This is a genomic window from Synechococcus sp. O70.2 (assembly GCF_047462135.1).
Taxonomy (GTDB): Bacteria; Cyanobacteriota; Cyanobacteriia; order Thermostichales; family Thermostichaceae; genus Thermostichus.
On record NZ_JANSIS010000001.1, the window covers coordinates 509,226 to 531,479 of the forward strand.

Here is a 22,254-nt window from a genome sequence, read left to right on the forward strand (position 1 = left end):
GGCCACCATGAAGGGGTTTACGCGGGCAATTCGGGTGTGGGGCACGGTCGTGGCGCTCAGCGGAGCCCTTCCTGGCAAAGTGATGGGACAGCCAGGCTTGCCGCCGGTGCCGGTCGTCCCCTCTGTTGAGGAGCCGAGAGTCGATCCAGTTCCTCCGTCCCCAGAGGTGTCCCCTGCTTCCAGGATACCGGCCGCTTCCCCGCCAATGGGCCAGGATCTGCGCTACCTGGTGAAGTTGTTCATCAACGAGTCTTGGCAAGCGGGCAAGCAAGCTGCTGCGGTCAACTACAACGACCTCTACAGCCGCCTGTTGACCCGCACCTACAGGGATCCCCGCCCGCCTATCGAAGTCGAGTACGAGCTGATTCGAGAGATCCTGCGCGAATACGGGGATCCCGCCGATCGCTTCTGGGATCCGCAAAGCTTTAGGGACCTGCTCAGCCGTCCTCGCCCACCTCTCCAGGCGCGTCAGATGGGCCCGCGCCAGGTTTATCTGGCAGTGCCGGAGCTCACCCCTGCCACTGCCCAGCAGATCCGCCAAGCCCTCTACACTCAGGATTACAGCCAGGGCATTGTCCTCGACCTGCGCGGGTCGGTGGGCTATGACCCGCAAGTGATAGCGGATGTGGCGCGCCTATTTTTGCCTCGCTCCGTGCAACCGCTGCTGGTTACCGAAGACCGCTTTGGTCAGTCCACCCCCTGGAACAGCGAAAACCTGCCGCTAGCTGCCGGGATCCCCTTGGTCGTTCTTGTCGACGGCAACACCCGCCAGGGGGCCACCCTCCTGGCAGCTCAGTTGGGAGCTAGCGGCAACACCGTTATTGTGGGACAGACCGCCCAAGGCAGCGAGCGCCAGACCCGCTTCTTTGCCCTTCCTTCTGGCGCAGCGGTGGAGCTGGCCGTGGCCACCTGGAAGACCGGCGATGGACGCTCCTTAGCCCAGGGCTTGGTGCCCCTGCAAAAGGTAGAGGGAGATGAGGACGCTTGGCTAAAGGCCGCTCTAGAGGCCCTGGCCCTACCCCCCCGCCAGCCCAGCCCCCCGCCCCGCCCCACCGTCCTGGTTCAAGAGGGCCGCGTCGGTCGCTTTGTCCTGGGCATGGATACCCGCAACGTCGACACCCACCTTTTGGGCAACGTGGATCTCATCCCCGCCGAGTCACGGGCCAACGTCTTTCAGCCCAACAGCGACCTGAAGATCTTCTACTTGCAGGACTACATCCTCTTTGCCTACCGCCGTCCGGGCGTCCTCAATAGCTTTTTTGCCGACCGCATCTACACCACCCACCCCGAAGCCATGACTGGCGAAGGGATCCGCATCGGCTCCACCTACTCGGAAGTCATTGCCACCTACGGCGGCCCCGGGGAAAATGGCTACAACGAGGTCGTGCCCTATCCCAAAGGGAGCCGGGAATACCTGCGCGACGACCGTTACTACGTCAACTACGACGCCCTCGGCCTGTCTTTTGCCTTTGCGGTGGGCTCTAACCGGGTCACCGCCATTGGCCTGTTCAAGCCGGGGAGTTGAGAGAGCAAAAAGTTAATCGATTGTTAACCTTTTTGTCAAAGGCCCTCAACACCAGCCGGAGCAATGGGGTAAATTAGTGCAGCGGCCCCGGAAGAGGGGTTTTTGTGCTGTTTACATTACCGACTGGGGGAGAAGCCTTTGGCAAACGTTGTAGTTGTTGGTGCCCAGTGGGGCGACGAGGGAAAAGGGAAAATTACTGACCTCCTCAGTGAAAAAGCCCATGTGGTCGTCCGCTACCAAGGCGGCGTCAACGCCGGCCACACCGTGGTGGTGGGGGGCCAGACCTTTAAGTTGCACCTCATTCCCTCTGGCATTCTCTACCCCGATAAGCGCTGTGTCATCGCCAGCGGCACGGTGATCGATCCCGAAGTCTTGCTGGCCGAGATCGACCAGCTGCACCAACTGGGGATCTCCACCCACAACCTCTACATTGCCGAAACGGCCCACGTAACCTTGCCCTACCACCGCCTCATCGACGTGGCCGAAGAAGAGCGGCGCGGCATCTACAAGCTGGGCACCACTGGGCGAGGCATTGGCCCCACCTATGCCGACAAGGCCGAGCGCATGGGCATCCGCGTCGTGGACTTGATGTACCCCGACCAACTGCGGGAGCGCCTCAGTTGGGCCATTCCCTACAAGAATGTTTTGCTGGAGAAGATCTACAACCTGCCCCCCCTGGATCCCGAGCCGATTATCGAACAATACCTGGCCTATGCCGAGCGGCTGCGCCCCTATGTTACCGACGCCGCCCTGCTTCTTACCCAAGCCATCGAGGAGCGGCAGAACATCCTCTTTGAGGGGGCGCAGGGTACGCTGCTGGACATTGACTATGGCACCTACCCCTACGTCACCTCCTCCCATCCCATTGCTGGCGGCGCCTGCGTGGGGGCTGGAGTTGGCCCCACCAGCATCGACCGGGTGATCGGGGTAGCCAAGGCTTACACCACCCGCGTCGGCGAAGGCCCCTTCCCCACCGAACTGAAAGACGAGATTGGCGCCTATTTGCAATCTGCCGGCGGCGAAGTCGGCACCACTACCGGGCGGCAACGGCGCTGTGGGTGGTTTGATGGCGTCATCGGGCGCTACGCTGTGCGCATCAACGGCCTCGACTGCCTGGCCATCACCAAGTTGGATGTCCTAGATGCTCTAGACGAGATCAAGGTGTGTGTAGCCTACGAGTACCAGGGCCGTGAGATCCACCACTTTCCCAGTGACGCTCGGGTCTTTGCCCAGTGCAAACCCATCTACAAAACCCTGCCCGGCTGGAGGTGCTCCACCAAAGGCTGCCGCTCCGTTGAGGACTTGCCCCCCGAAGCCTACGACTACCTGAAGTTTTTGGCCCAGTTGATGCAGGTGCCGATTGCCATTGTCTCGCTGGGGGCCAGCCGCGACGAGACCATCATTGTCGAGGATCCCATCCACGGCCCCAAGCGCGCCCTGCTCTACCCCAATGGCAGCAAGCAGGTTCACGCCCTCATGCCGGACTGAGGATCGGCGGCTAGTCCCCTGGGGGCACTGCTTGGGCAAAGTCAGTCCCAGCTTGGGCCGCTCCAAGGGGTCGAGGGAACCCTTGAGGTTGCCGCCACTGCTTCACTTAAGGATCCGCTAAGCTCAAAGGTAGAGATTGCTTGCCCTGTCTTCTGGTCTTCCCATGGCTGCTCCCACCTACTCCATCATCACCTTCGGCTGTCAAATGAATCGGGCCGACAGCGAGCGCATGGCCGGGATCCTGGAGTCGCTGGGGTATGTGCGCGCCGAAGACGCGCTGCAGGCGGACTTGGTTCTTTTTAATACTTGCACCATCCGCGACAACGCTGAGCAAAAGGTGTATTCCTACCTAGGCATCCAGGCGCAGCGCAAGCGGAAAAACCCCGCTATCAAGCTCATCGTGGCCGGCTGCGTGGCCCAGCAGGAGGGAGAGCGGCTGCTGCGCCGCGTCCCCGAGCTCGATCTAGTCATGGGCCCTCAGTACGTCAACCGCCTTGGGGATCTGCTGGCCCAGGTGGAGGCCGGCAACCAAGTGGTGGCCACTGAGCCCGTCGAGATCCCAGAAGACATCACCAAACCCCGCCGCGACAGCCGGGTAACAGCCTGGATTAACGTTATCTACGGCTGCAACGAGCGCTGCACCTACTGCATTGTGCCGCTGGTGCGGGGACGGGAGCAATCGCGCCAACCCCAGGCCATCCGCGCCGAGATGGAGGACGTAGCCCGAGCTGGCTACCGCGAGGTAACCCTACTGGGGCAAAACATCGACGCCTACGGGCGGGATCTGGATCCCAAGACCAACTTGGCCAGCTTGCTGCGCTTTGTCCACTCAGTGGAAGGGATCGAGCGGATCCGCTTTGCCACCAGCCACCCGCGCTACTTCACGGAAGAGCTCATTGCCACCTGTGCCGAGCTGCCTAAGGTGTGCGAGCACTTCCACATTCCCTTCCAGGCGGGCAGCGACGAAGTCCTCAGGCGGATGCGGCGCGGCTATACCCAGGAGCGCTACCGCCAGCTCATCCAGCTCATCCGCCAGTACATACCTGAAGCCACCATTAGCGCCGATGCCATCGTTGGCTTCCCCGGCGAAACGGAAGCCCAGTTCCAGGAAACCCTGCAACTGGTGAAGGATATCGGCTTCGATTTCCTCAATACCGCTGCCTACTCCCCCCGCCCTGGCACGCCAGCAGCCGAGTGGCCCGACCAAGTGCCGGAAGAGGAAAAAAGCGATCGCCTGCAACGACTCAACCGCCTGGTAGCCGAGGTGGCTGCCGCCCGCAGTGCTCGCCTGCTGGGCCAGGTGCAGGAGGTGCTGGTGGAGGGCCCCAACCCCAAAAATCCTCGCCAAGCTATGGGACGTACCCGCGGCAACCGCATCGTTTTCTTCGACGGCGATCCTGAACAACTGCTGGGATCCCTGGTGCCAGTGCGCATCACCGCCACGCGGGCCTTTTCCCTCAGCGGCGAGATTGCCAAGCCTGGGGAAGAGAAACCCCAAGCCGCAGAACTTGGGGCTTGCGCCTAAGCCCACGACGAGGATTGAACTCGTGACCTCCCCCTTACCAAGGGGGTGCTCTGCCACTGAGCTACGTGGGCGGCATGGTGGGCCGAGTTGGATTCGAACCAACGTAGGCGTAAGCCAGCGGATTTACAGTCCGCCCCCTTTAACCACTCGGGCATCGACCCATAGACGCTGGTCCTCCATGGTAGCAGAAAAAAGAGACTAATGCCCAGGAGCAATCTCTGCCCAGGGGGGTAGAGGGGATCTCCCCCCGGCCAAACTGGAGAGAAAACTTGGTAGGGTGGAAGACAGTCTTTTAGCTGGCAACTATGGTTTCAACCCTCGGCACGCCCCCTTCTGTGGTTTCTCCCAACCAGTCGCTGCAGCCGTTAACCAGCCGCGTCAACAGCCAGGGCCACCTGGAAATTGGCGGCTGTGACGTGGTGGAGCTCGTGCGCCAGTTTGGCTCCCCCCTTTACATCCTGGACGAATGGACCCTGCGGCAGGCCTGCCGTCTCTATCGCGACAGCTGGGCCCGCTGCTACGCCGGCAGCTATCGGGTGTTGTATGCCACCAAAGCCTGGAGCTGCCTGGCCATCTGCGCCTTGGCGCTGCAAGAAGGGCTAGGTCTGGACGTGGCCTCTGGCGGCGAGCTGTACACCGCCCTGCAAGCAGGGGCCAAGGGGGAAGATCTCTACCTGCACGGCAACGCCAAGTCGGCAGAGGAGCTAGCCATGGCCCTTGAGGTAGGCTGCACTCTGGTGGCAGATAGCCTCCACGAGCTGCAGCAGCTGGCCGCTCTGGCCACCCCTGACCGGCCGGCCCGTCTGTTGGTGCGGGTTAACCCTGGTATTGACGTCCACACCCACGAGTACATCCGCACCGGCCAAACCGACAGCAAATTCGGCATTGGCCAATGGCAACTGCCGGAGGTGTTTGATTTTCTGGCAGCCCATCCCCAACTGCACTGCGTCGGGCTCCACGCCCACATTGGGTCTCAGATTTTTGACCTGCAAGGACACCGGGATCTGGCAGGCGTGCTGGCCCGCATTTGGCAGCAAGGGCTAGACAGAGGTCTGCCCCTTCAGGAGCTCAATGTGGGCGGCGGCCTGGGGATCCGCTACGTCGAGTCCGACGATCCCCCATCCATCTCCGAGTGGGTGGAAGCGGTGGCCACGGCAGTGCAGCAGAGTTTCACCGCCGCCGGGATCCCACTGCCCAAGGTGCTCTGCGAGCCTGGGCGCTCTGTGGTTGGGCCAGCGGCGGTAACCGCCTATACCTTGGGGGGCAAGAAGTGGATCCCGCCCAGCGACGACCTTCCCGAAGGCCGCCTCTACGTCACCATCGACGGCGGCATGTCCGACAACCCCCGGCCTATCACCTACGGGGCCCGCTACACCGCCCTCTTGGCCAACCGCCCCGAGGCCGAGGCCACCCAGCGGGTGACAGTGGCCGGCAAACACTGCGAGTCGGGAGATGTGCTCTTGAAAGATGTGCTTTTGCCCAACCCAGCGCCCGGCGAAGTCCTAGTTGTGTTGGCCACTGGGGCCTACAACTACAGCATGGCCTCCAACTACAACCGCTTTCCTCGGCCAGCAGCGGTGCTGGTTAACCAAGGGAAGGCCCAGTTAATCCTGCGGCGGGAAACTTATGCCGATTTAATCCGTCTGGATATCCTACCAGAGCAGTTACGGCGCTAGGGGGCTGCCCCAACCTGCCAAGGGGGATCTAGCCCGCTGGTCTCAACAGGGAAGAGCTGGAGGCCAGGGAGGAGAGCAATGGTAGGCTGGTCAGGGAACCAAAGTCCAGCAAGATTCTCACTGCAGGACAGCGCAGGCAGAAGGTCTGGAGCACGAGGGGAGCGTGAACGGGGTTTTTCGGCATGCGGGCGGCCTTATGGGCTTGGCTACAGCAATTTAACCCTCTCAGCCTCTTGGACGGGGCTCTGGCTGTCCTGCTACTGGCTTTGGCCCTCTATTCCACCCGCAAGAGCCGGGCTGGTGTCCTACTGCGGGGATTTACGGTACTGTTGGTACTTTACCTGGCCTCAGCCTCGCTGCCGCTGGTGCACCTCATCTTGGATCGCCTGCTCCTGGCTGCGGCCGTGGCCATGGGGGTGCTCTTTCAGCCGGAGCTTCGGCAGCTCTTGGAGCAGTTGGCAAAGACCATTCCCCTGGAGTGGTCAGATTCGCCAGACGAGGAGGAGGAAGATTCTGAGGAGGGCTTGGTGGAGGAGGTGGTGCAAGCGGTGCGGGAGCTCTCCCAAAGTCGAACGGGGGCTCTGATTGTGATTGAGCCGGATCAGCCCATTGACTCGCGGGTGTTTACGGACAAGGGGGTCTCCCTTCAGGCACGAGTATCGCGGGAACTCTTGCAGACGATTTTTCAGACCTCGACCTTGCTCCACGACGGGGCAGTTCTTATCCATCGGGATCGCATTCGGGCAGCAGGGGTAATCCTGCCAGTCTCGGAGCGGCCTGCTGGGAGGCACCTGGGCACACGACACCGCGCCGCCATGGGGATTACCGAGCAAGCCAATTGCTTGTGTATCGTGGTTTCAGAGGAAACTGGCTCCATTTCTCTAGCAGAGGGTGGACGCATCGAGCGCCCCCTGACCAGTGCCAGGTTACAGGAGCTGCTGCTGGAGCGGCTGCGCCATTCCCGCCAAGCCAAAAAACGAGAGGCTCCTCTGGGGAAACTGGGGATCCACCCTTGGGTTTGTAACGGACTGTTGGGCTGGGGGAGATCCCTGATTGAACTGGCAAAACGCTTTCGCAAACCTAAGAAAACGCTTCCCAAAGGATAACCTCCATGACCCTTTCTCCTGCTCATCTTCTGCAGTTGCCTGCCGATCTCGATCCGCAGTTGTTACCCCGCCACGTGGCCGTGGTGATGGATGGCAACGGGCGGTGGGCGCAAAAGCGAGGGCTTCCTCGCAGCGTCGGCCATCAGCGGGGGGTGGCGGCCTTGAAGGAGCTGGTTCGCTGCTGCCACGACTGGGGGATCCCCCTTCTGACCGTCTACGCCTTCTCCACTGAGAACTGGGGCCGCGCCCGCGAAGAGGTGGATTTTCTCATGACCTTGTTCGAGCAGGTGCTGTGGCAAGAGCTCGAGGAAATGATGGAGCAAGGGGTGCGCCTCCAGTTTGCTGGCCAGCTATCAGCCCTGCCCCCCTCTTTGCAGGAGGCCATTGGGCAGGCAGTGGAGTGTACCCAGCACAACGAGAGCCTTTGCTTGACGGTGGCTCTCAACTACGGAGGAAGGCAAGAGATTCTGGAGGCTTGCCGCTCCATTGCCACCCTGGTTCAGCAGGGACTGCTGCAGCCGGATCAGATCGACGAGGCCCTTTTCTCCCAGTTTCTCTACACCAACGGCCTCTCGGACCCTGACTTGTTAATCCGTACCAGTGGCGAGATGCGCCTCAGTAACTTCTTGCTCTGGCAGATGGCCTACACTGAGCAGTACTTCACCCCCATCCTTTGGCCAGATTTTGACCGCGCTGCTTTTCACCAGGCTCTGCTCAGCTACCAGTCGCGCCAGCGACGATTTGGCAAATGAGAAAACCCCCACTTCTAGAAAAAGGTGAGGGATGAGAGCTCCTTTAGGCGGCACTAGCGCAAAAAGCTGGTTACCAGCCACATCAACCCAAACGTCATCCCCACCAACAGGATGCCAGGAGCATCGCCGCCAGTAAGCGGCAAAGCAAGGGCATAGGCCAACGCCAGCCCCAGGATCAAGGCTGCCAGCGCTAGGAGGAAAGAGCGAAGGAAGCGGCGTTCCTTGCGGTACAGGAAATAGGTAGAGGTCATCAGCCCCAGCGCTAGTTGTAGGGAGGGATACTCTTCAGGGGAGAGGACAACCCAACCCAACAACCCTCCCAAAATCGCTGCCGGCCAAAGGACAGCGGCTACCGAAGGAGTGTCCAGCCAGCGACTCTTCTGGACGGGGCGGGGTAAATTCAACGCTGGCTCGGGAGGAGCAGGGCGCTGTTCAGCGTAGCGAATGCGATCCGGGACAGGGATCTTGCCCTCTTTGCGCAGGCGCAGGCGCTGCATCAGAATGGCGTCGTAGGCTTGTTCCACCCGCTCTTGCTGCTCTTCATCGGCAGCCAAGCTGGCCAGAAGCCGTGCCCGCGCCGACTGGATCTCCTCAAAAGAGGCTTCTTCACTGACCCCCAGCACTTGATAGGGACTCATCTCAGCCATGGCGACCAGTCTTGTGACTCTCTATCACCTTAACCTAGCCGCCAATTCAGGAAGGGGTTGGGGAGCTGGCTCGGAAACGGAAAGGAGCACCGCCCGCAGCGATTGGGCCACTTGCTCAACTGCTGCTTGAGTGGTGGCTCTGCCAAGGCTAAGGCGAATAGACCCGAGGGCCTCGGCTTCAGAATAGCCCATGGCTAGGAGAATGCGGCTAGGGATCTGTTGGCCGCTGCTGCAGGCAGAGCCGGCACTGATAGCGATCCCCTGGCGGCTCATCTCCCGCACCAGCACGTTCCCCGAAATCGCGGTAGTGCAGTAACTGAGGTGGTGGGGCAGTCGTTGCTCCAGCTCCGCAGGGCCAGTTAGCCGCAAACTGGGCACGGTAGCTAGTAATTGTGCCAAGTGCCGTTGCAGCTGTCGCAGGCGGGCCGTCTCCTGCTGCAGCTCTTGGGCTGCCAGGGCCGCCGCCACCCCTAGACCGACAATGGCAGGGATCCCTTGGGTGCCGGGCCGCAGCCGCCGTTCTTGCCCGCCCCCCCCTAGCAGCGGCTGCAGCTCTACTCCTGGCCGGACATAGAGCGCTCCCACCCCTTGAGGGCCATAGAGCTTGTGCCCAGAAAGGGAGAGCAGATCCACCGGCAGCTGCGCCAGATCCAAGGGGATCCGCCCCACCGTCTGCACCGCGTCGGTGTGGAACAGGACCCCCGCTTGGCGGCAGATCTGCCCCAGCTCGGCAATGGGCTGCAGGGATCCCACCTCGTTCTGACCATGGACAACGGAGACCAAAACGGTGTTGGGCTGGAGTGCCTGGAGCAACGCTTGGGGATCCACCTGGCCGGCAGCATTTACCGGCAGGCGGGTCACCTGCCAGCCCTGGGCCTGCAAGCGGCGGGCGGCATTCTCCACCGAGGCATGCTCAACGCTGGAGATGATTAGGTGCTGCGGCTGGGAGTAGCGCTGCGCCACCCCAAATAAGGCCAAGTTGTTAGACTCCGTCCCGCCGGAAGTAAACACCAATGCCTCCGGCTCACAGTTGAGCAGCCCAGCCACCTGCTGCCGCGCCCGTTCCATGGCCATGGCAGCCCGTTCTCCCCACCCGTGCAAGCTGGAGGGGTTGCCCCAACTTTCCTGCATCGCCAGCCGCATGGCCTCGATCACCTCCGGACGCGGCGGGGTAGTGGCGCTGTGATCGAAGTACAGGGCGGGATCCAGATTGGGCATGGGCAGCTCAGCTTCTAGGATTTGCTGTCCCCATCTTAGTGTTGGCAGCAGCTTACTGGGGCTTTGTCCTCCTTCGCGACGGCTAGGTTACTTTTTCCTGAAAAGGCTGGGGGGTTGGCGGTGCAGAACCACCGATTCCACCAGGCCAATGGCCAGAAAGTTGGCTAGCAAAGCCGAGCGGCCATAGCTTAAAAAAGGCAAGGGCAAACCTGTGATGGGAGCTAGGCCAACAGTCATGCCGATGTTGACCACTGCTTGAAAGAGGATCATCGCTAGCACCCCAATGGCGATCAGAGACCCGAAGTTGTCCTTAGCTCCTTGGGCAATCCAAATTAGCCGTGCACACAGAATCCAAAGCAGGATCAACACCGTCAAGGTGCCGACAAAGCCCATCTCTTCCCCGATGGCGGAGAAAATGAAGTCGGTGTGTTGCTCGGGGATGAAGTCCAGTTGGGTTTGGGTGCCCTGGTGGAGGCCGCGGCCCCAGAGCCCGCCAGCGCCAATGGCAATGCGAGACTGGATGAGGTGGTAGCCAGATCCCCAGGGCTCTTGGGTGGGGTCGAGGAAGATCTCCAGCCGCCGCCGCTGGTAGGGCTTGAGCAGGTTCCAGGCCACCTGGCCTAGCTGCCCCGAGAGCAGGTTAATGACACCAAAGGTCACTGCCCCTGTCCACCGCCAAGGCAGCTTCCAAGCGGCTAGGCTTGCCATGCCCAGACACCAGAGTAACCAAACCCAGATCATCCAACTCAGCTCGGGGCGGGTGTGCAGGCCGTAGAGAATGGCTCCCACCCCTGGCGACACCAGCAAGAGGATCCAACTGCCCTTGGCTCCAGCCCAGTAGAGCATGGCTAGCAAGATAGCCACAAACACCAGGGCCGTACCCAAATTGGGCTGAAGAAAGATCAAAATCCAAGGAGGGGCGACGACGGCAACAGCTACCCAAATCTGGCTGAAGTACCTGATTGGCCAGTGATGCAAAATGGCCGCCAGGGTAATAATGACCCCCACCTTGGCAAACTCGGACGGTTGCACCTGAACGCCGGCAATGGAGATCCACCGCTCGGCTCCCCCTGCTGCTGTGCCGAAAAAAAGCACCGCAATCAAGCCCGCCAAGCTTAGGAAGTAGGTCAACCAGTGCCAGCGCAACAGCCGCTCATAGGGGATCCGGGCCACCATCCCCAAGAGCACCAGGCCGATGCCAGCCATGATCAACTGCTGCAGCCAGTAATGGCTGACGGGGCGCCCCCAGACCGCGCTGCGGATGGCAATGATGCCGATGCCCGTCAAGGTCAGCACCGTAGCTAGCAAAATGCCGTCAAACTCCTGCCAAGGCGACAAGATTTGCTGTAGGCGCTGTTTCCAGCTTGCCCGGGGGGGCACTTTCGGCTCAGCGCTGTGCAGGAAGCGGGTCATACCTAGGGAGCAACGCCGGCACTAGTTTATCCCAGCTCTGCCGTTGTCCCCACCAGGCAGCAGCAAGTAATCGGTATCGACCGCCATCCCTGACCCAGGACGCTAGGCCACAACCTCGCCCCCAGTTGCCCATAGGTTTCAGTATCCAGGCGGGTACTGAAGCCGATAACGGCTTTATTCACACCATCACACGGTACTCCTCGTGCGGCCGCCCTGGTTTTGACCAATTTTTAGCGGGGGCCAGCTAGTGCCCACTGAGGCGATAGACCGGCAGGGTGAAATGAAAACTGCTGCCCTTACCTGGGATAGATTCCACCCAAATCTGGCCGTAGTGGGCACGCACGATGCGACGGCAGAGGGAAAGGCCAATGCCGTAGCCCTCCTGCTGCTGATCGCGCTCTAGGCGCACAGCCTCGGAGAAGATCTTCTCTTGCTCAGCTTCAGGGATCCCAGGGCCAGTATCGCTGACAGTCACTTGGATCTTTTGACTGGTGCGGTGAAGGATGGCAAGGCGAATAGATCCCCCGGCAGGGGTGTACTTGATGGCGTTGTCCAGGAGGTTAAAGATCACCTGGCGGATTTTGTCGGGATCCACGTGAACCGTGGGCAGATCCAGGGGAATATCGACTTGAAACTGCAACTGCTTGGCCTGGATACGGGGCTGCAGCTCCTCAATAAGCGGCTGGCATAGGCTAGCCAGTTGGGTTTCTACCGCCCGGATCCTCAGCTCCGAAGCGCTGCCGCGGGCCGATTCAAGAATGTCGGTGATCATGCTGTCCATCTTGCGCAACTGCTGGCGGGCGTGCTCGAACAGTTGCCGCTCCAGAGCCTTGTCCAGGGATCCCTCGCGCGCTTGCTGCAGGGTTTCCACCGCTAGAGCTGTAGCCGTCAGAGGGCTGCGCAAATCGTGAACCAGCATCGCCAGAACGCGGTCTTTAAAATCCAGCTGTTCCCGCAATTGGGCTCGCTCTTGCCGCAGCAAGAACACCTCCTCTGACAGCTGGAGCAGCGCCTCGGTGATGGGAGGAGGGGTGGGATCCTGACCCTCCTTTTGTTGGTGGGAGGCAAGAGCCGCCTGACCCTGCCAGCGAGGCCACCACACTTCCAGTTGCGTCGCCAAGTCCTCCCCCGCCAAAACCTGGGCTGGCAAGGGCTCTGCCTTCACTAAAGCGGGGGTCACCACCAGCTTGTAGTGCTCCGCCAGGTAGGGGTGCTCTTCTAGCGGCACCACTTTTAGATGAGCAGGGTATTGGCCAGGTAAGCTCTGGATGTGCCGACGGAGTTGCTCTGCCAGTTCTTCGACGTTGGCTCGGCCTTGGGCAAACAACAGCAGCCGAATGGTGGAACGGGTAGAAGCGCAATCTAGCGAGGTTTGCATAGGCCAAAGTCCAAAGGGCGGCGGGTACCTTGAGCTCACCCTCCACACCGTTGAGCTTAGCGAAACAGGTAGGCCAGACCCACCAGCACAGCCACTAGCCCCACCGTGGTCAAGCTGAAGTGCAGGAGAGAGGTTCTGCCTTTGCGCACCATGTTGCGCATGGCCAGGCGAACATAGCTGGGCGAGGATCCCTTCTCGCTCTGCGAGGAGCTAACCGGCGAAGGCTGGGACATTGGGATGTCGGAAACGCGGGCCGATACCTCTAACCTAGCTCAAGCTGCCCCCGTTAATACGCCTGCGGCCACCAGCTCATCAGTCAAACCGGCAAGGGATCCCTAGGCACTGCTGCAACAGCTTTCGGTACTCTTGGCCATCCACGAGAAAAGCCCCAAAGCGGGCCAGGTGCGGGTTCATTAGCTGGGCGTCAAAAAGGCGAAAGCCCCGCTCCCGCAGGTGTTCCACCAACTTCACCAGCGCCACTTTGGAGCCATTGGGAATGCGGTAAAACATCGACTCGCCAATGAAAGCCGCCCCCAAGGTAATGCCCAGGATCCCGCCTGCGAGAACTTCTCCCTGCCAGGTCTCAAAGCTGTGAGCAAACCCCGCTTGGTGCAGAGCTAGGTAAATCTGCTTTAACTCCGAGCTAATCCAGGTTTTTGGTCGAGCAGCGCAGCCCTCCACCACCTGCTCAAAAGCGCTGTTGATGCGCACCTGAAAGCGACCGCTGCGCACTAGGGGCCTCAGGGAGCGCGGACAGTGAAACCGCTCGTCCAGAGGGATTAGCGCATGCTGCCTACAGCCATACCACCCCAGGGATCCCGTCTCTTCATCGGCCATGAGAAAGTAGCCCTGGGCATAGCCGGCCACAATGGCGGTTATGTCTACCTGCATACTCATTGCCAGTTTGGCGAGAGGGTGGCGAAATCCCCCGCCTCGGCCTTGGGGTGACAATCCACACAGCCACTTACTCGCACTGGGGTAGGAAAGTCCACCTGCAGGTGCAAAGCCCGGAAGTAGCGAGACTCGGCTAGACGATAGGGCACTGGCTCCCCCTGCCGCAGCGGACGAGAGTTGGGCCGTAAATAGCCCCAAGCCAGTTGGAAAGTCACACCGGTCAAGGGCTGAATCTGCTGGCCGTAGTGGTTGGGATCCTGCAGCAGCCGTTGCCAGGTTTCGGTGGGCAACACCTGAGCGGGCAGCGCCACGTGGCAGGTGCCGCAACTGCGCACGTACTGAGCCTGCGCCAGCTGGGTCGGGGTGAGATCCTGCTGCGCTTGTACCCCAGCTAGCAGGGATCCCATCAAGCCGGCCAGCAGCGCAATCCAGCTGACAAGCCAAAATTGCCGCCGTCGTTTTAAGGAAGCCATGCTCTTGCCTTGAGTTTCAATAGATCCCCTAGTGAGTTTCCAGGATGAGCCTCTCCTGCCAGCCAGTAATCTAGAGCAGCCGGGTGCTGTTTGGCTGGCCTAATCCCGGCAGAGGGATCCAAGACGAGCCCGGCAGATGGCAATTTCCGCGGGGGTAAGGCTATCCCAGCGGACATCGCGGCGCAGAACCAAGCCATTGTGACCGGTGAGGAAGCGAGGGAGCTGGGCCTGGTCAATCACACTTAGATCCCGCATGTCGTAGGTTGTGTAGTGGGTAATCTCTGGGGAGGCGAAGTCAATGTCGATGAGGGTAAGGGTCTTGCGGGGTGGCAGGGGGCTGCCCAACAGGGGGCGGGGCCCAGAGCCGAGAGCGCCACAGTGAAGCAGCTGCAACTGTCCCTTGTAGCCAGGATAGTAGGCGTGGTGGTGGCCACTGATGTAAGTATGGACGCGGTACCTTTCCAGCAAAGCTCGCTTGGCTTCAGCATCCAGCAGCACTTCTCCCGGATGGTCGCGCCCGACGGCAACGGCATAGAGGGGCAGGTGACCAATGACGATGCGCAGCTTGGCCTGTTGAGCCCGCTCGCTGGCTAGCGCTGCTTCTGCCCAAGCCATCTGTTCAGAGGGAATGAAGTTGCAGCTAGCATCCCAAACTAGGTAGAAAACCCCATCTTTTTCAAAGGTGTAGTAGAAGGGGAAATCGCCCCGATCCACAAAATTCAGGCCAGGATCATGGGCGGGATCGTTCCAAAACTCGCGCGCCAGATCCCGTTCCTTTTGAAAGAGAAAACCACCGCGGGCGTTGCGGGCACAGGAAGCATCGTGGTTGCCCAAGGTAAAGCCATAGGGCAGTTGGGCAGCGCGCAGCGGAGCTGCCACATGTTGGTCAAAGGCTGCCCACATGGCGCGGATGCGCTCTTCGGAAAGGCGGGGATCCTGCCCTGCCACCATGTCCCCTCCTCCCAAGACGATATCCGGCTGGAAGTAGGGGATGAGGCGGATGGCCCGATCCACCTCTGGGTCGTAGTTCACCGAGCCGTAGAGGCCATTTAGGTCACTAATCACCACGAGGCGCAGATCTCGGCGGGGAGGGATGTAGAAGCCGCGAGGAGCTTCAGGATGGGGGACAGCCGTAGGGGTGGGCTGCGGCAGCAGAGGTGGCGCTTTCCTTGTCGGCTTTGGCTGAGAAGCCAGGGGCTGCCGACTGGCCCAGTAGGCCCCTGCCCATCCGCTGCTAACGGCTAACCCCAACAAGCCTAGGAGCAGCTTGCGCCGCCGCATCCTAACTCCTCCTCAACACCCCAGCGGTAACCCCAGCGGTATTGTAGAAAATGAACAGGCTGCTGTTGGCGCCACGGCCTGGAGAGGTCGACGGCCAGTTTTTTGAAGGCTTTGGGGTGGCTTCTAGAAGCCAAATCGCGGATGCTAGGCTAGGTTGAACCGGCAATTGGATATCTCGAACTCGGTATGGCTTGAGGTTTTCCCATGCCTCGCCCTGTGGATTCCTTGGAAGCTGCGCTAGAGCGATGCCGGGAGAGCAATCTTCGTCTTAGCCGGCAGCGCCGCTACATTTTGGAACTCTTGTGGCAATGTGGCGAGCACCTCTCGGCGCGAGAAATCTACGACCGTCTTAATCGGCAAGGCAAGCCCATTGGCCACACTTCCGTCTATCAAAACCTAGAGGCTCTGGCTAGGCACAACATCATTGAGTGCCTGGATCGCGCTGATGGGCGCCGCTACGGCAGGTGTACCCACCCCCACAGCCATGTCAATTGTCTAGATAGCAACCGCATTCTCGACGTAGAGGTAGAGTTGCCGCCGGAGTTGCTGGCTGAGGTGGAGCAAAAGACCGGCACCCGCATCCACAGCTATCGCATCGAGTTCTTTGGCGTGGAAAATCCAGGAAGAAGCTAGGTCAGTAGGAGCGGTTTTGTCCCCTGTTGATCTGAGACTGGATTTGTTCCAGCGAGCTAGCCGGAGCCAGGCACTTGCTGCCCCAGCACACTAGGCCCACCGTCCCTGGCGGCAGGGGCTCTGCCTCTGCAGGCAAAGTAAAGACGGCAGTGGGCCAGGGGCGCTGTTGGAAGGTGGGGATGTGCTCAGCTCCTAAGGTCACCTTCACCCAGTTGCTGTACCAGTCTAGCCCAAGGAATAGAGTGGGACAGACCCGCGGCTGGGTGCTCATGAGATGGGCAAAAGTTTTCAGGGCCTGCTCTGCTCGCTCCAGATAGTCCAGATCGCCCGTGAGGGCAGCCAGACGCACCAGGTTGGCGATGGCCACACCATTGGCTGACGGCATGGCGCTGTCCTGGAAGTCTTTCTCCCGCACCAGGAGTTCAGCGGCGCTCTGGGCATCACTGACAAAGTAACCTCCCCTGGCCGTATCCCACAGTTGCGCGTCCATCTCCTGCTGCAACCGGATGGCAGCCTCCAGCCAGTACTGGGAAGTGGGATCCCCTGCTCGACCTAGGCAGGCCTGGTGCAGATCCAACAGGGCCTTGATGAAGAGGGCGTAGTCTTCGGATTTGGCAGGCACCTGGGGTGTGCCGTCGTAGTTCAACCGCAGCAGGGATCCCGTGTCGGGATGGCGCTGGCGGCTAAGGATGAACTGGGCAGCCCGCAAGGCCAACTGCAGGTACTCCTCGTCGCCAAACACCTGGTAGGCCCGTGCCAGCCCCGAGATCATCAGGCCGTTCCAGGAGACGATCATCTTGGTGTCCGTAACAGGCGGGATCCGCCCTGGCCAAGGGTGTTGGCGGGCCGATTGGGCATCTACTGCCGGCGGGAAGGGGATCCTGCGCTCGGTGGAGCCGTAGCGAGCCCGAAACAGATGAGTGGTCAAGGCGGTCTCGACTTCCGGCGGCAGCTCTCCCCCCTGTTGGCGCTGGAGGACAATGCAGCCGGGCCGGTCGGGGAAATTGCCCCCTGGCAACAGGAAGAAAGCCTGCTGCAGAGCGTGGAAGGTTTCTTCATCGAGCAAATCTTGCAGCTCCTGCCAGCGCCAGACATAGAACTCCCCCTCCTCGGGCTCCGCATCTTCTCGCCGGGCAAAACTATCGGCATCCTGGGCCGCATAGAAATACCCAGCAGGAGCTGTCATCTCCCGCGCCACCCACTCCACCGTCAGGCGCACCGCCCGCTCGATGGCAGCGTCCCGGATGCCGTGGGCCCACAGCTCTGCCAAGAACTCCAAGATCTGCCCGTTGTCGTAGAGCATCTTTTCAAAGTGGGGCACCGTCCAGGTGGGATCCACGGTGTAGCGGTGAAAGCCACCGGCCACATGGTCGAAGATCCCGCCCAACACCAGGGCCATGGCCCGCTCCTTAGCCCGTTCCAGAGCTGTCGGCAAGCCGTCGATCCCTTCCGGCGGGTCGAAGCGGGCCGAGCGCAGCACCAACTGGGCATAGGGCATCATGGGGAACTGCTGCACCGCCCCAGCGTTGGTGAGCAAGGGCTGGATCTTGGCGATCCCGGAGCGCAGTAAGTCGGGTGGAATATGGTCTTCTGGCACTAGGTCGCTGAGGGTGGTCAGGGCCGTCAAAATCTGGCCCTTCATCTCCGCAATTTTTTCTTTTTCCTGCCGGTAAAACTGCAGGACGCGCTGCAGCACCGTTAGAAACCCTGGCCGGCCAAAGCGGGGCTTCACGGGAAAATAGGTGCCTGCATAAAACGGCACCAGGTCATTGGGTGTGAGAAAGACATTGAGAGGCCACCCTCCCTGCCCGCTCATGAGTTGCAGCGCCTGCATGTAGATGCTGTCCAGATCGGGCCGCTCCTCGCGATCGACCTTGATGGGCAAAAAGTGGGCATTCAAGAAAGCGGCAATCTCGGGGTCGGAAAAGGCCTCTCCCTCCATGACCGTGCACCAGTGGCAACTGGAGTAGCCAATAGACAGAAAAATCGGCTTATCCTCGGCCCGGGCTTTCTCCAGGGCCTCCGGGATCCAAGGCCACCAATCCACTGGATTATTGGCGTGCTTGCGCAGGTAGAGGCTGGAACACGTGGCGAGGCGATTGGCCATAGGTAAATCCTCTCACCTTTTTTGCTCAGGCTAGCGCGTCCTCCCCTCGAGGCCAAGCCAGACCCCTGTCCCCCCTTGCCCCGGGGATTAGACCTGCTCCTGTTTGGCGGCTGGGATTAAAAACTCCAGCGATCGCCCATAGAGAACCAAAGTGGTGCTGGGGTTTTCCACAAAACCAATCCGCTCGTAAAAGCCGCGCTGATGGGTGGTGAACACGTAGATGCGCTCCACCGACTGCAGGTGGGGATGGCTAATTAGGGTTTCCACCAGCTTGCGCCCAATGCCCTGGCGGCGGTAGTCGGAATCCACCACAATATCCCAGAGGACGGCCCGGTAAACTCCATCGGAGGTGGCGCGGCCAAAGCCAATCAGGCGCTCCCCGTCCCAGGCGCTGACCACCGGATGGCTGTGGGCAATGGCCCGCTCCATCTCGTCCCGACGGCGGTTTTGCGCCCAAAAGGCATTGCGGTTCAATAGCAGCAGAAGCTGCTCCAAGTCCAGCTCGCCCCGCTCTAGAGAAAAGCGAATGTTGCGGTTGTCAACAGGCTGAGAAGAAGAGGCAACAAGAGGCTGAGAAGGGGGATCGGGCATGTTCAAATCTTGGCCGCAGCGAGAGTGGTCAAGCAAGGAGCCGAGAAGACAGCTCGCCCAACCAGGCGGAGCTAGCTGGCCGAGGCGCTGTCAGAGCTTAACCTCGCCTGCTCCAAGGCATAGGCTTTGAAGCGCTCCAAGTCCGCCTGGATGGTGCTTTCCACTACCTTACCCACGAACAGGCCATCTAGAATTTTGCCCAGAATGCCTGGAATCTTGTAGGCCACTGACAGCTTCACAAGGGTACTACCCTTGCGATCATAAAACCGCAGCGCCCCCCGATTGGGCAGCCCTTCCACCGATTGCCAGGCGATGCGTTGGTGTTTCACCACCGTGTGGGTGCGGGAGATCCAACTGAAGGTGAAGCCGCGCGTAGCAAGCGTCCACCGCGATAGGTTGTGATCCAGCAATTCCACCGAGCGAATCCACCGCATCCAACGCGGCATGAGGGCCAGGTTGGACCACAGCTCCCAAACCTGTTCAATGGGAACCGGCACCTCCACCTGACAGGTGTGCTCTAACCAATCTGACTCCGCCATGGCGCCTCCCACACAAGATGCGGCAGAAAGGGGAAGCCACCCTCGGCCCTGGCCACCAAGCCGCTGGGGGATCCCTGCCTTTACAAAATTTTATATCGGCCTAAGATAGCATTATCAGCCCGAGGCAAGATCGGGGGCTTTGCGCCTTTGGCCAGCAAAGTGCGGTCGATGCCTAGTATGAGGTGAGGCAGAAGGCGGGTATCATGATTGCCACCTGCAAGCTTCACCTGCATTGGCCCGCTGCACTCAGCTGTTTGACTTGACGGGACGACCTCACCATGGTTTCTCAGTGGAAACAGCATCTTAAAAACTACTTCGTGGCGGGATTGCTGGTGGTGATTCCTCTAGCAACCACCATTTGGCTGATGGTGGAAGTGGCCACCTGGAGCATCGGTTTTCTGACCAGCATTCCTAAGCCGTTTAACCCCATCCAAGGGCTGCACCCCATCCTGGTTAACCTCATCAACCTGGCGGTGGGCTTGCTGACGCCAATCTTGCTTATTTTGCTGATTGGCTTCATGGCCCGCAACATTGTCGGCCAGTGGCTGCTCAACCTAAGCGAGCAGCTGCTCCATGCCATCCCAGTGGCGGGGCTGGTGTACAAGACCCTAAAGCAATTGCTCAGTGTCTTATTTGCTCCCAACAACCAGGGGTTTCGGCGGGTGGTGCTGGTAGAATACCCCCGGCCAGGGATCTGGGCTTTGGCTTTTGTAACGGGCAGCATTCAAACTCCCATCCGACTGGGCGGGCCCCAGCGTTCCCTTAGCGTGTTTATCCCCACCACTCCCAACCCAACCACTGGCTGGTATGCGATCGTGCCAGAAGATCAGGTGGTGGAGGTGTTCATGCCGGTGGAGGATGCTTTTAAGATGCTCATCTCCGGTGGGATCGTGACCCCGGAAACCTTTGAGGCTGGGCTGCAGCGGCGCGAGGGAGCTCTGGCGGTAACCATGCCCAGCTTGCGGGAGCTGGTGGAACAAGAGCGGGCGGCAGCCTCTGCTAGGACGGACTCAACGGCTGCCGAGGTGGGCTTTGAGGCTTCTTAGCTGGCCGGTTCCTCTCCTAGGAGGTTGGGCTGCCAGAGCTGGTATTCTTTGGCTTGCTCCAGGCGCACGTAGAAGGGCTGCATCTGCCGATCCAAGGCTTCCGCCTGCTCTGGGGGGAAAGCTTTCCAGGCGGCGCGGCTAGCCCAGCGAATGATGAGGTGAACAAGTTCGGGATCCTCGGCGTCAAGCCAGACTTCCTTGCCCAGAAAACCCGGCTGTTGGCGCAGGGCCGCTCCCCAGATCCGCTCGTCTTCCCGAAGGAAAGCCACCTGGCCGCCGGGGGGAACTCGAAAGCAGAGGTGTTCGATGACAATAGGCTGGTCGGACATCGGCAAAAGTTGTCTTAAGACGCTAATGAAGCGTTGGTCAGCCGCTGCAGGGTGGGAATGAAGTCGGGGTAGGAGATGCGGGCGCAGTCGGCACCGCTGAGGGTGGTGGATCCCTGGGCGGCCAGGGCAGCTACCATCAAGCTCATGGCGATGCGGTGGTCGGCGTGGCTGTCCACCTCTGCTCCCTGCAAGGGGATCCCTCCTTTGATTTCCAGGCCGTCGGGATATTCGGTTACCTGGGCACCCATGCGGCTAAGTTCCTGAGCGATGGCCGCCAAGCGGTCACTTTCTTTTACCCGCAATTCCGCTGCATCGCGAATGACCGTAGTTCCTTCGGCAAAGGCTGCTGCCACCGCCAAAACCGGGATCTCGTCGATTAGGGTGGGAATCAGCTCGCCGCCGATGCTACAGCCTCGCAAACGGGCCGAGCGCACGCGCAGATCCCCCAGAGGCTCGCCGGTCACTTCCCGCTGGTTCTCCACTTGAATGTCGGCCCCCATCTCCTGCAGCACCTGCAGCAGCCCGGTGCGGGTGGGGTTGAGGCCCACACCCTCTAGCAGCAATTCGCTCTCGGGCACAATCGAGCCCGCCACCAACCAGAAGGCTGCCGAGCTGATGTCCCCGGGCACCTGCACCGTCTGGCCCACCAGGCGGGATCCCCCCACCACCGCCACGGTTTTTGTCGCCACATCGACCTGGATCTCGGCTCCGAAGGCCCGCAACATCCGCTCCGAGTGGTCGCGGGAAAGGGCCGGCTCCGTAACCTGAGTGGTGCCTTCTGCCAACAGGCCCGCCAGCAGCAGGCAGGACTTGACCTGGGCCGAGGCCACAGGCGAGTGGTAGTGGATCCCCTTTAAGGATCCCCCCTGCACAGCCAGAGGTGCCAGGTTGCCCCCCGCCCGCCCCCAGATCTGAGCCCCCATCTGCCGCAGCGGCTCCACCACCCGCCCCATAGGCCGCGAGCGCAGGGAGCGATCCCCAGTGACGGCAAAAAAGCGCCCCCGCTGGCCAGCCAGGATTCCCAACATCAGGCGCAAGGTGGTGCCGGAATTGCCGGCATCCAAGACATCTGCCGGCTCCTGTAGGCGATCCAGACCCACTCCTCGGATGCGCACACACTCGCTGTTGAGCTCAGGGATCTCGACTCCCAAAGCCCGAAAGCAAGCCGCTGTGCTGTGGGGATCTTCCCCTAATGACAGACCCTGGATGACCGTTTCCCCTTCCGCCAGGGATCCCAGCATCAGAGCACGGTGGGAGATGGACTTGTCCCCTGGAACCTTAATCTGGCCGCGTAGGCCCCGGGCAGGGGAGAGCGTCAGGACGTTGGGAGAAGCAGCAGTGGTTAGCACGGCAGCCGTAAGGAGACTAGGGGCAGTCTCAATGATACGTTGAACCCACACCGCTCTTGCCGCAAAGACAGCCTGTCTTTTGACAGCAGCCCTCCTCTTTCAGGATGAGCCTTAACAACATGGATTCCTCGGTTGAGGCCGGGCCTCGGCCTTTTTTCTGGGAATCTAACAGGCTGTAGCGGGAAGCCTCCAAATTGTAAGGCTCGGCTAAATGGTCGACTGCCCTTGTCTGGGCTGCTCAGCTGCGCGGTAGCAAGGATTGCCTGCAGATTCCCGATGGCCTG

Annotated in this window: 21 protein-coding genes and 2 tRNA genes; 8 read left to right on the forward strand and 15 right to left on the reverse strand. The window is 60.7% G+C overall.

What is annotated here, in order from left to right:
• The first annotated feature begins 7 nt into the window (after nt 1–7).
• The 3 genes from NW812_RS02395 (at nt 8) to miaB (ending at nt 4,538) form a co-directional block, all read left to right on the forward strand.
• Complete coding sequence (locus NW812_RS02395; RefSeq protein WP_414393721.1) at nt 8–1,525, forward strand: S41 family peptidase; 1,518 nt, start codon at nt 8–10, stop codon at nt 1,523–1,525.
• Between the two features lie 138 nt (nt 1,526–1,663).
• Entirely contained in the window at nt 1,664–3,013 is a 1,350-nt protein-coding gene (locus NW812_RS02400; protein ID WP_414393723.1) for an adenylosuccinate synthase, read from the forward strand.
• A gap of 163 nt (nt 3,014–3,176) precedes the next feature.
• A complete protein-coding gene (gene miaB, locus NW812_RS02405; RefSeq protein WP_414393726.1) occupies nt 3,177–4,538 on the forward strand; it encodes a tRNA (N6-isopentenyl adenosine(37)-C2)-methylthiotransferase MiaB in 1,362 nt (453 codons plus the stop codon).
• On the opposite strand, the gene NW812_RS02410 is transcribed toward miaB, so the two are convergent.
• Both NW812_RS02410 and NW812_RS02415 read right to left on the reverse strand, forming a co-directional pair.
• Nucleotides 4,538–4,609, reverse strand: a tRNA-Thr gene (locus NW812_RS02410). The two genes, miaB and NW812_RS02410, sit on opposite strands and share 1 nt — an antisense overlap.
• Before the next feature lie 4 nt (nt 4,610–4,613).
• Nucleotides 4,614–4,699 (reverse strand) — tRNA-Tyr (locus NW812_RS02415).
• Nucleotides 4,700–4,843: 144 nt separating this feature from the next.
• Here NW812_RS02415 and lysA point away from each other — a divergent pair.
• The 3 genes from lysA to NW812_RS02430 all read left to right on the forward strand — a co-directional run bounded on the left by lysA (nt 4,844) and on the right by NW812_RS02430 (nt 8,072).
• A complete protein-coding gene (gene lysA / locus NW812_RS02420) occupies nt 4,844–6,214 on the forward strand; it encodes a diaminopimelate decarboxylase (RefSeq protein ID WP_414393729.1) in 1,371 nt (456 codons plus the stop codon).
• 182 nt (nt 6,215–6,396) lie between these two features.
• Nucleotides 6,397–7,320: a diadenylate cyclase CdaA gene (gene cdaA / locus NW812_RS02425; protein WP_414393732.1), complete on the forward strand. Its 924-nt coding sequence runs from the start codon at nt 6,397–6,399 to the stop codon at nt 7,318–7,320.
• Nucleotides 7,321–7,325: 5 nt separating this feature from the next.
• Nucleotides 7,326–8,072, forward strand: coding sequence for an isoprenyl transferase (locus NW812_RS02430; RefSeq protein WP_414393735.1), 747 nt, complete (start codon nt 7,326–7,328; stop codon nt 8,070–8,072).
• A 53-nt stretch (nt 8,073–8,125) separates the two neighbouring features.
• Here NW812_RS02430 and NW812_RS02435 read toward each other — a convergent pair whose 3' ends face one another.
• The 8 genes from NW812_RS02435 to NW812_RS02470 form a co-directional block, all read right to left on the reverse strand.
• Nucleotides 8,126–8,719 (reverse strand): CPP1-like family protein, encoded by a 594-nt coding sequence (locus NW812_RS02435; protein WP_414393738.1) that lies wholly within the window; start codon nt 8,717–8,719, stop codon nt 8,126–8,128.
• Nucleotides 8,720–8,743: 24 nt separating this feature from the next.
• Nucleotides 8,744–9,937, reverse strand: coding sequence for a cysteine desulfurase family protein (locus NW812_RS02440; protein ID WP_414393740.1), 1,194 nt, complete (start codon nt 9,935–9,937; stop codon nt 8,744–8,746).
• Between the two features lie 87 nt (nt 9,938–10,024).
• On the reverse strand, nt 10,025–11,350 hold the full coding sequence (gene rodA / locus NW812_RS02445; protein WP_414393742.1) for a rod shape-determining protein RodA: 1,326 nt from the start codon (nt 11,348–11,350) through the stop codon (nt 10,025–10,027).
• A gap of 244 nt (nt 11,351–11,594) precedes the next feature.
• On the reverse strand, nt 11,595–12,728 hold the full coding sequence (locus NW812_RS02450; protein ID WP_414393744.1) for a histidine kinase: 1,134 nt from the start codon (nt 12,726–12,728) through the stop codon (nt 11,595–11,597).
• 56 nt (nt 12,729–12,784) lie between these two features.
• Entirely contained in the window at nt 12,785–12,961 is a 177-nt protein-coding gene (locus NW812_RS02455) for a DUF3285 domain-containing protein (protein ID WP_414393745.1), read from the reverse strand.
• A gap of 79 nt (nt 12,962–13,040) precedes the next feature.
• Nucleotides 13,041–13,619, reverse strand: coding sequence for a leucyl/phenylalanyl-tRNA--protein transferase (gene aat, locus NW812_RS02460; protein WP_414393747.1), 579 nt, complete (start codon nt 13,617–13,619; stop codon nt 13,041–13,043).
• Between the two features lie 2 nt (nt 13,620–13,621).
• A complete protein-coding gene (locus NW812_RS02465) occupies nt 13,622–14,095 on the reverse strand; it encodes a hypothetical protein (protein WP_414393749.1) in 474 nt (157 codons plus the stop codon).
• 99 nt (nt 14,096–14,194) lie between these two features.
• Nucleotides 14,195–15,376 (reverse strand): metallophosphoesterase family protein, encoded by a 1,182-nt coding sequence (locus NW812_RS02470; protein ID WP_414393751.1) that lies wholly within the window; start codon nt 15,374–15,376, stop codon nt 14,195–14,197.
• Nucleotides 15,377–15,580: 204 nt separating this feature from the next.
• On the opposite strand from NW812_RS02470, the gene NW812_RS02475 reads away from it, so the two are divergent.
• A complete protein-coding gene (locus NW812_RS02475; protein WP_414393753.1) occupies nt 15,581–16,009 on the forward strand; it encodes a Fur family transcriptional regulator in 429 nt (142 codons plus the stop codon).
• 1 nt (nt 16,010) lies between these two features.
• On the opposite strand, the gene NW812_RS02480 is transcribed toward NW812_RS02475, so the two are convergent.
• The 3 genes from NW812_RS02480 to NW812_RS02490 all read right to left on the reverse strand — a co-directional run bounded on the left by NW812_RS02480 (nt 16,011) and on the right by NW812_RS02490 (nt 19,246).
• A complete protein-coding gene (locus NW812_RS02480) occupies nt 16,011–18,116 on the reverse strand; it encodes a thioredoxin domain-containing protein (protein WP_414393755.1) in 2,106 nt (701 codons plus the stop codon).
• Nucleotides 18,117–18,203: 87 nt separating this feature from the next.
• Entirely contained in the window at nt 18,204–18,707 is a 504-nt protein-coding gene (locus NW812_RS02485; protein ID WP_414393757.1) for a GNAT family N-acetyltransferase, read from the reverse strand.
• Nucleotides 18,708–18,778: 71 nt separating this feature from the next.
• On the reverse strand, nt 18,779–19,246 hold the full coding sequence (locus NW812_RS02490) for an SRPBCC family protein (protein ID WP_414393759.1): 468 nt from the start codon (nt 19,244–19,246) through the stop codon (nt 18,779–18,781).
• 278 nt (nt 19,247–19,524) lie between these two features.
• Here NW812_RS02490 and NW812_RS02495 point away from each other — a divergent pair, with 278 nt between their 5' ends.
• A complete protein-coding gene (locus tag NW812_RS02495; RefSeq protein WP_414393761.1) occupies nt 19,525–20,292 on the forward strand; it encodes a DUF502 domain-containing protein in 768 nt (255 codons plus the stop codon).
• Here the strand turns inward: NW812_RS02495 and NW812_RS02500 are convergent.
• Nucleotides 20,289–20,621 carry a TIGR03792 family protein gene (locus tag NW812_RS02500; RefSeq protein ID WP_414393763.1) on the reverse strand — a complete coding sequence of 111 codons (333 nt, stop codon included), beginning with the start codon at nt 20,619–20,621 and terminating at the stop codon, nt 20,289–20,291. The genes NW812_RS02495 and NW812_RS02500 overlap by 4 nt on opposite strands.
• A gap of 14 nt (nt 20,622–20,635) precedes the next feature.
• Nucleotides 20,636–21,970, reverse strand: coding sequence for a 3-phosphoshikimate 1-carboxyvinyltransferase (gene aroA, locus NW812_RS02505; RefSeq protein ID WP_414393808.1), 1,335 nt, complete (start codon nt 21,968–21,970; stop codon nt 20,636–20,638).
• Between the last annotated feature and the right edge of the window lie 284 nt (nt 21,971–22,254).

Bases quoted from the DNA above. Each gene is read 5' to 3' on its own strand.
- NW812_RS02395 (WP_414393721.1), top strand. From the start codon at position 8: ATGAAGGGGTTTACGCGGGCAATTCGGGTGTGGGGCACGGTCGTGGCG.
- miaB (WP_414393726.1), top strand. From the start codon at position 3,177: ATGGCTGCTCCCACCTACTCCATCATCACCTTCGGCTGTCAAATGAAT.
- lysA (WP_414393729.1), top strand. From the start codon at position 4,844: ATGGTTTCAACCCTCGGCACGCCCCCTTCTGTGGTTTCTCCCAACCAG.
- cdaA (WP_414393732.1), top strand. From the start codon at position 6,397: ATGCGGGCGGCCTTATGGGCTTGGCTACAGCAATTTAACCCTCTCAGC.
- NW812_RS02430 (WP_414393735.1), top strand. From the start codon at position 7,326: ATGACCCTTTCTCCTGCTCATCTTCTGCAGTTGCCTGCCGATCTCGAT.
- NW812_RS02435 (WP_414393738.1), bottom strand. From the start codon at position 8,719: ATGGCTGAGATGAGTCCCTATCAAGTGCTGGGGGTCAGTGAAGAAGCC.
- NW812_RS02440 (WP_414393740.1), bottom strand. From the start codon at position 9,937: ATGCCCAATCTGGATCCCGCCCTGTACTTCGATCACAGCGCCACTACC.
- rodA (WP_414393742.1), bottom strand. From the start codon at position 11,350: ATGACCCGCTTCCTGCACAGCGCTGAGCCGAAAGTGCCCCCCCGGGCA.
- NW812_RS02450 (WP_414393744.1), bottom strand. From the start codon at position 12,728: ATGCAAACCTCGCTAGATTGCGCTTCTACCCGTTCCACCATTCGGCTG.
- NW812_RS02455 (WP_414393745.1), bottom strand. From the start codon at position 12,961: ATGTCCCAGCCTTCGCCGGTTAGCTCCTCGCAGAGCGAGAAGGGATCC.
- aat (WP_414393747.1), bottom strand. From the start codon at position 13,619: ATGCAGGTAGACATAACCGCCATTGTGGCCGGCTATGCCCAGGGCTAC.
- NW812_RS02465 (WP_414393749.1), bottom strand. From the start codon at position 14,095: ATGGCTTCCTTAAAACGACGGCGGCAATTTTGGCTTGTCAGCTGGATT.
- NW812_RS02470 (WP_414393751.1), bottom strand. From the start codon at position 15,376: ATGCGGCGGCGCAAGCTGCTCCTAGGCTTGTTGGGGTTAGCCGTTAGC.
- NW812_RS02475 (WP_414393753.1), top strand. From the start codon at position 15,581: ATGCCTCGCCCTGTGGATTCCTTGGAAGCTGCGCTAGAGCGATGCCGG.
- NW812_RS02480 (WP_414393755.1), bottom strand. From the start codon at position 18,116: ATGGCCAATCGCCTCGCCACGTGTTCCAGCCTCTACCTGCGCAAGCAC.
- NW812_RS02485 (WP_414393757.1), bottom strand. From the start codon at position 18,707: ATGCCCGATCCCCCTTCTCAGCCTCTTGTTGCCTCTTCTTCTCAGCCT.
- NW812_RS02490 (WP_414393759.1), bottom strand. From the start codon at position 19,246: ATGGCGGAGTCAGATTGGTTAGAGCACACCTGTCAGGTGGAGGTGCCG.
- NW812_RS02495 (WP_414393761.1), top strand. From the start codon at position 19,525: ATGGTTTCTCAGTGGAAACAGCATCTTAAAAACTACTTCGTGGCGGGA.
- NW812_RS02500 (WP_414393763.1), bottom strand. From the start codon at position 20,621: ATGTCCGACCAGCCTATTGTCATCGAACACCTCTGCTTTCGAGTTCCC.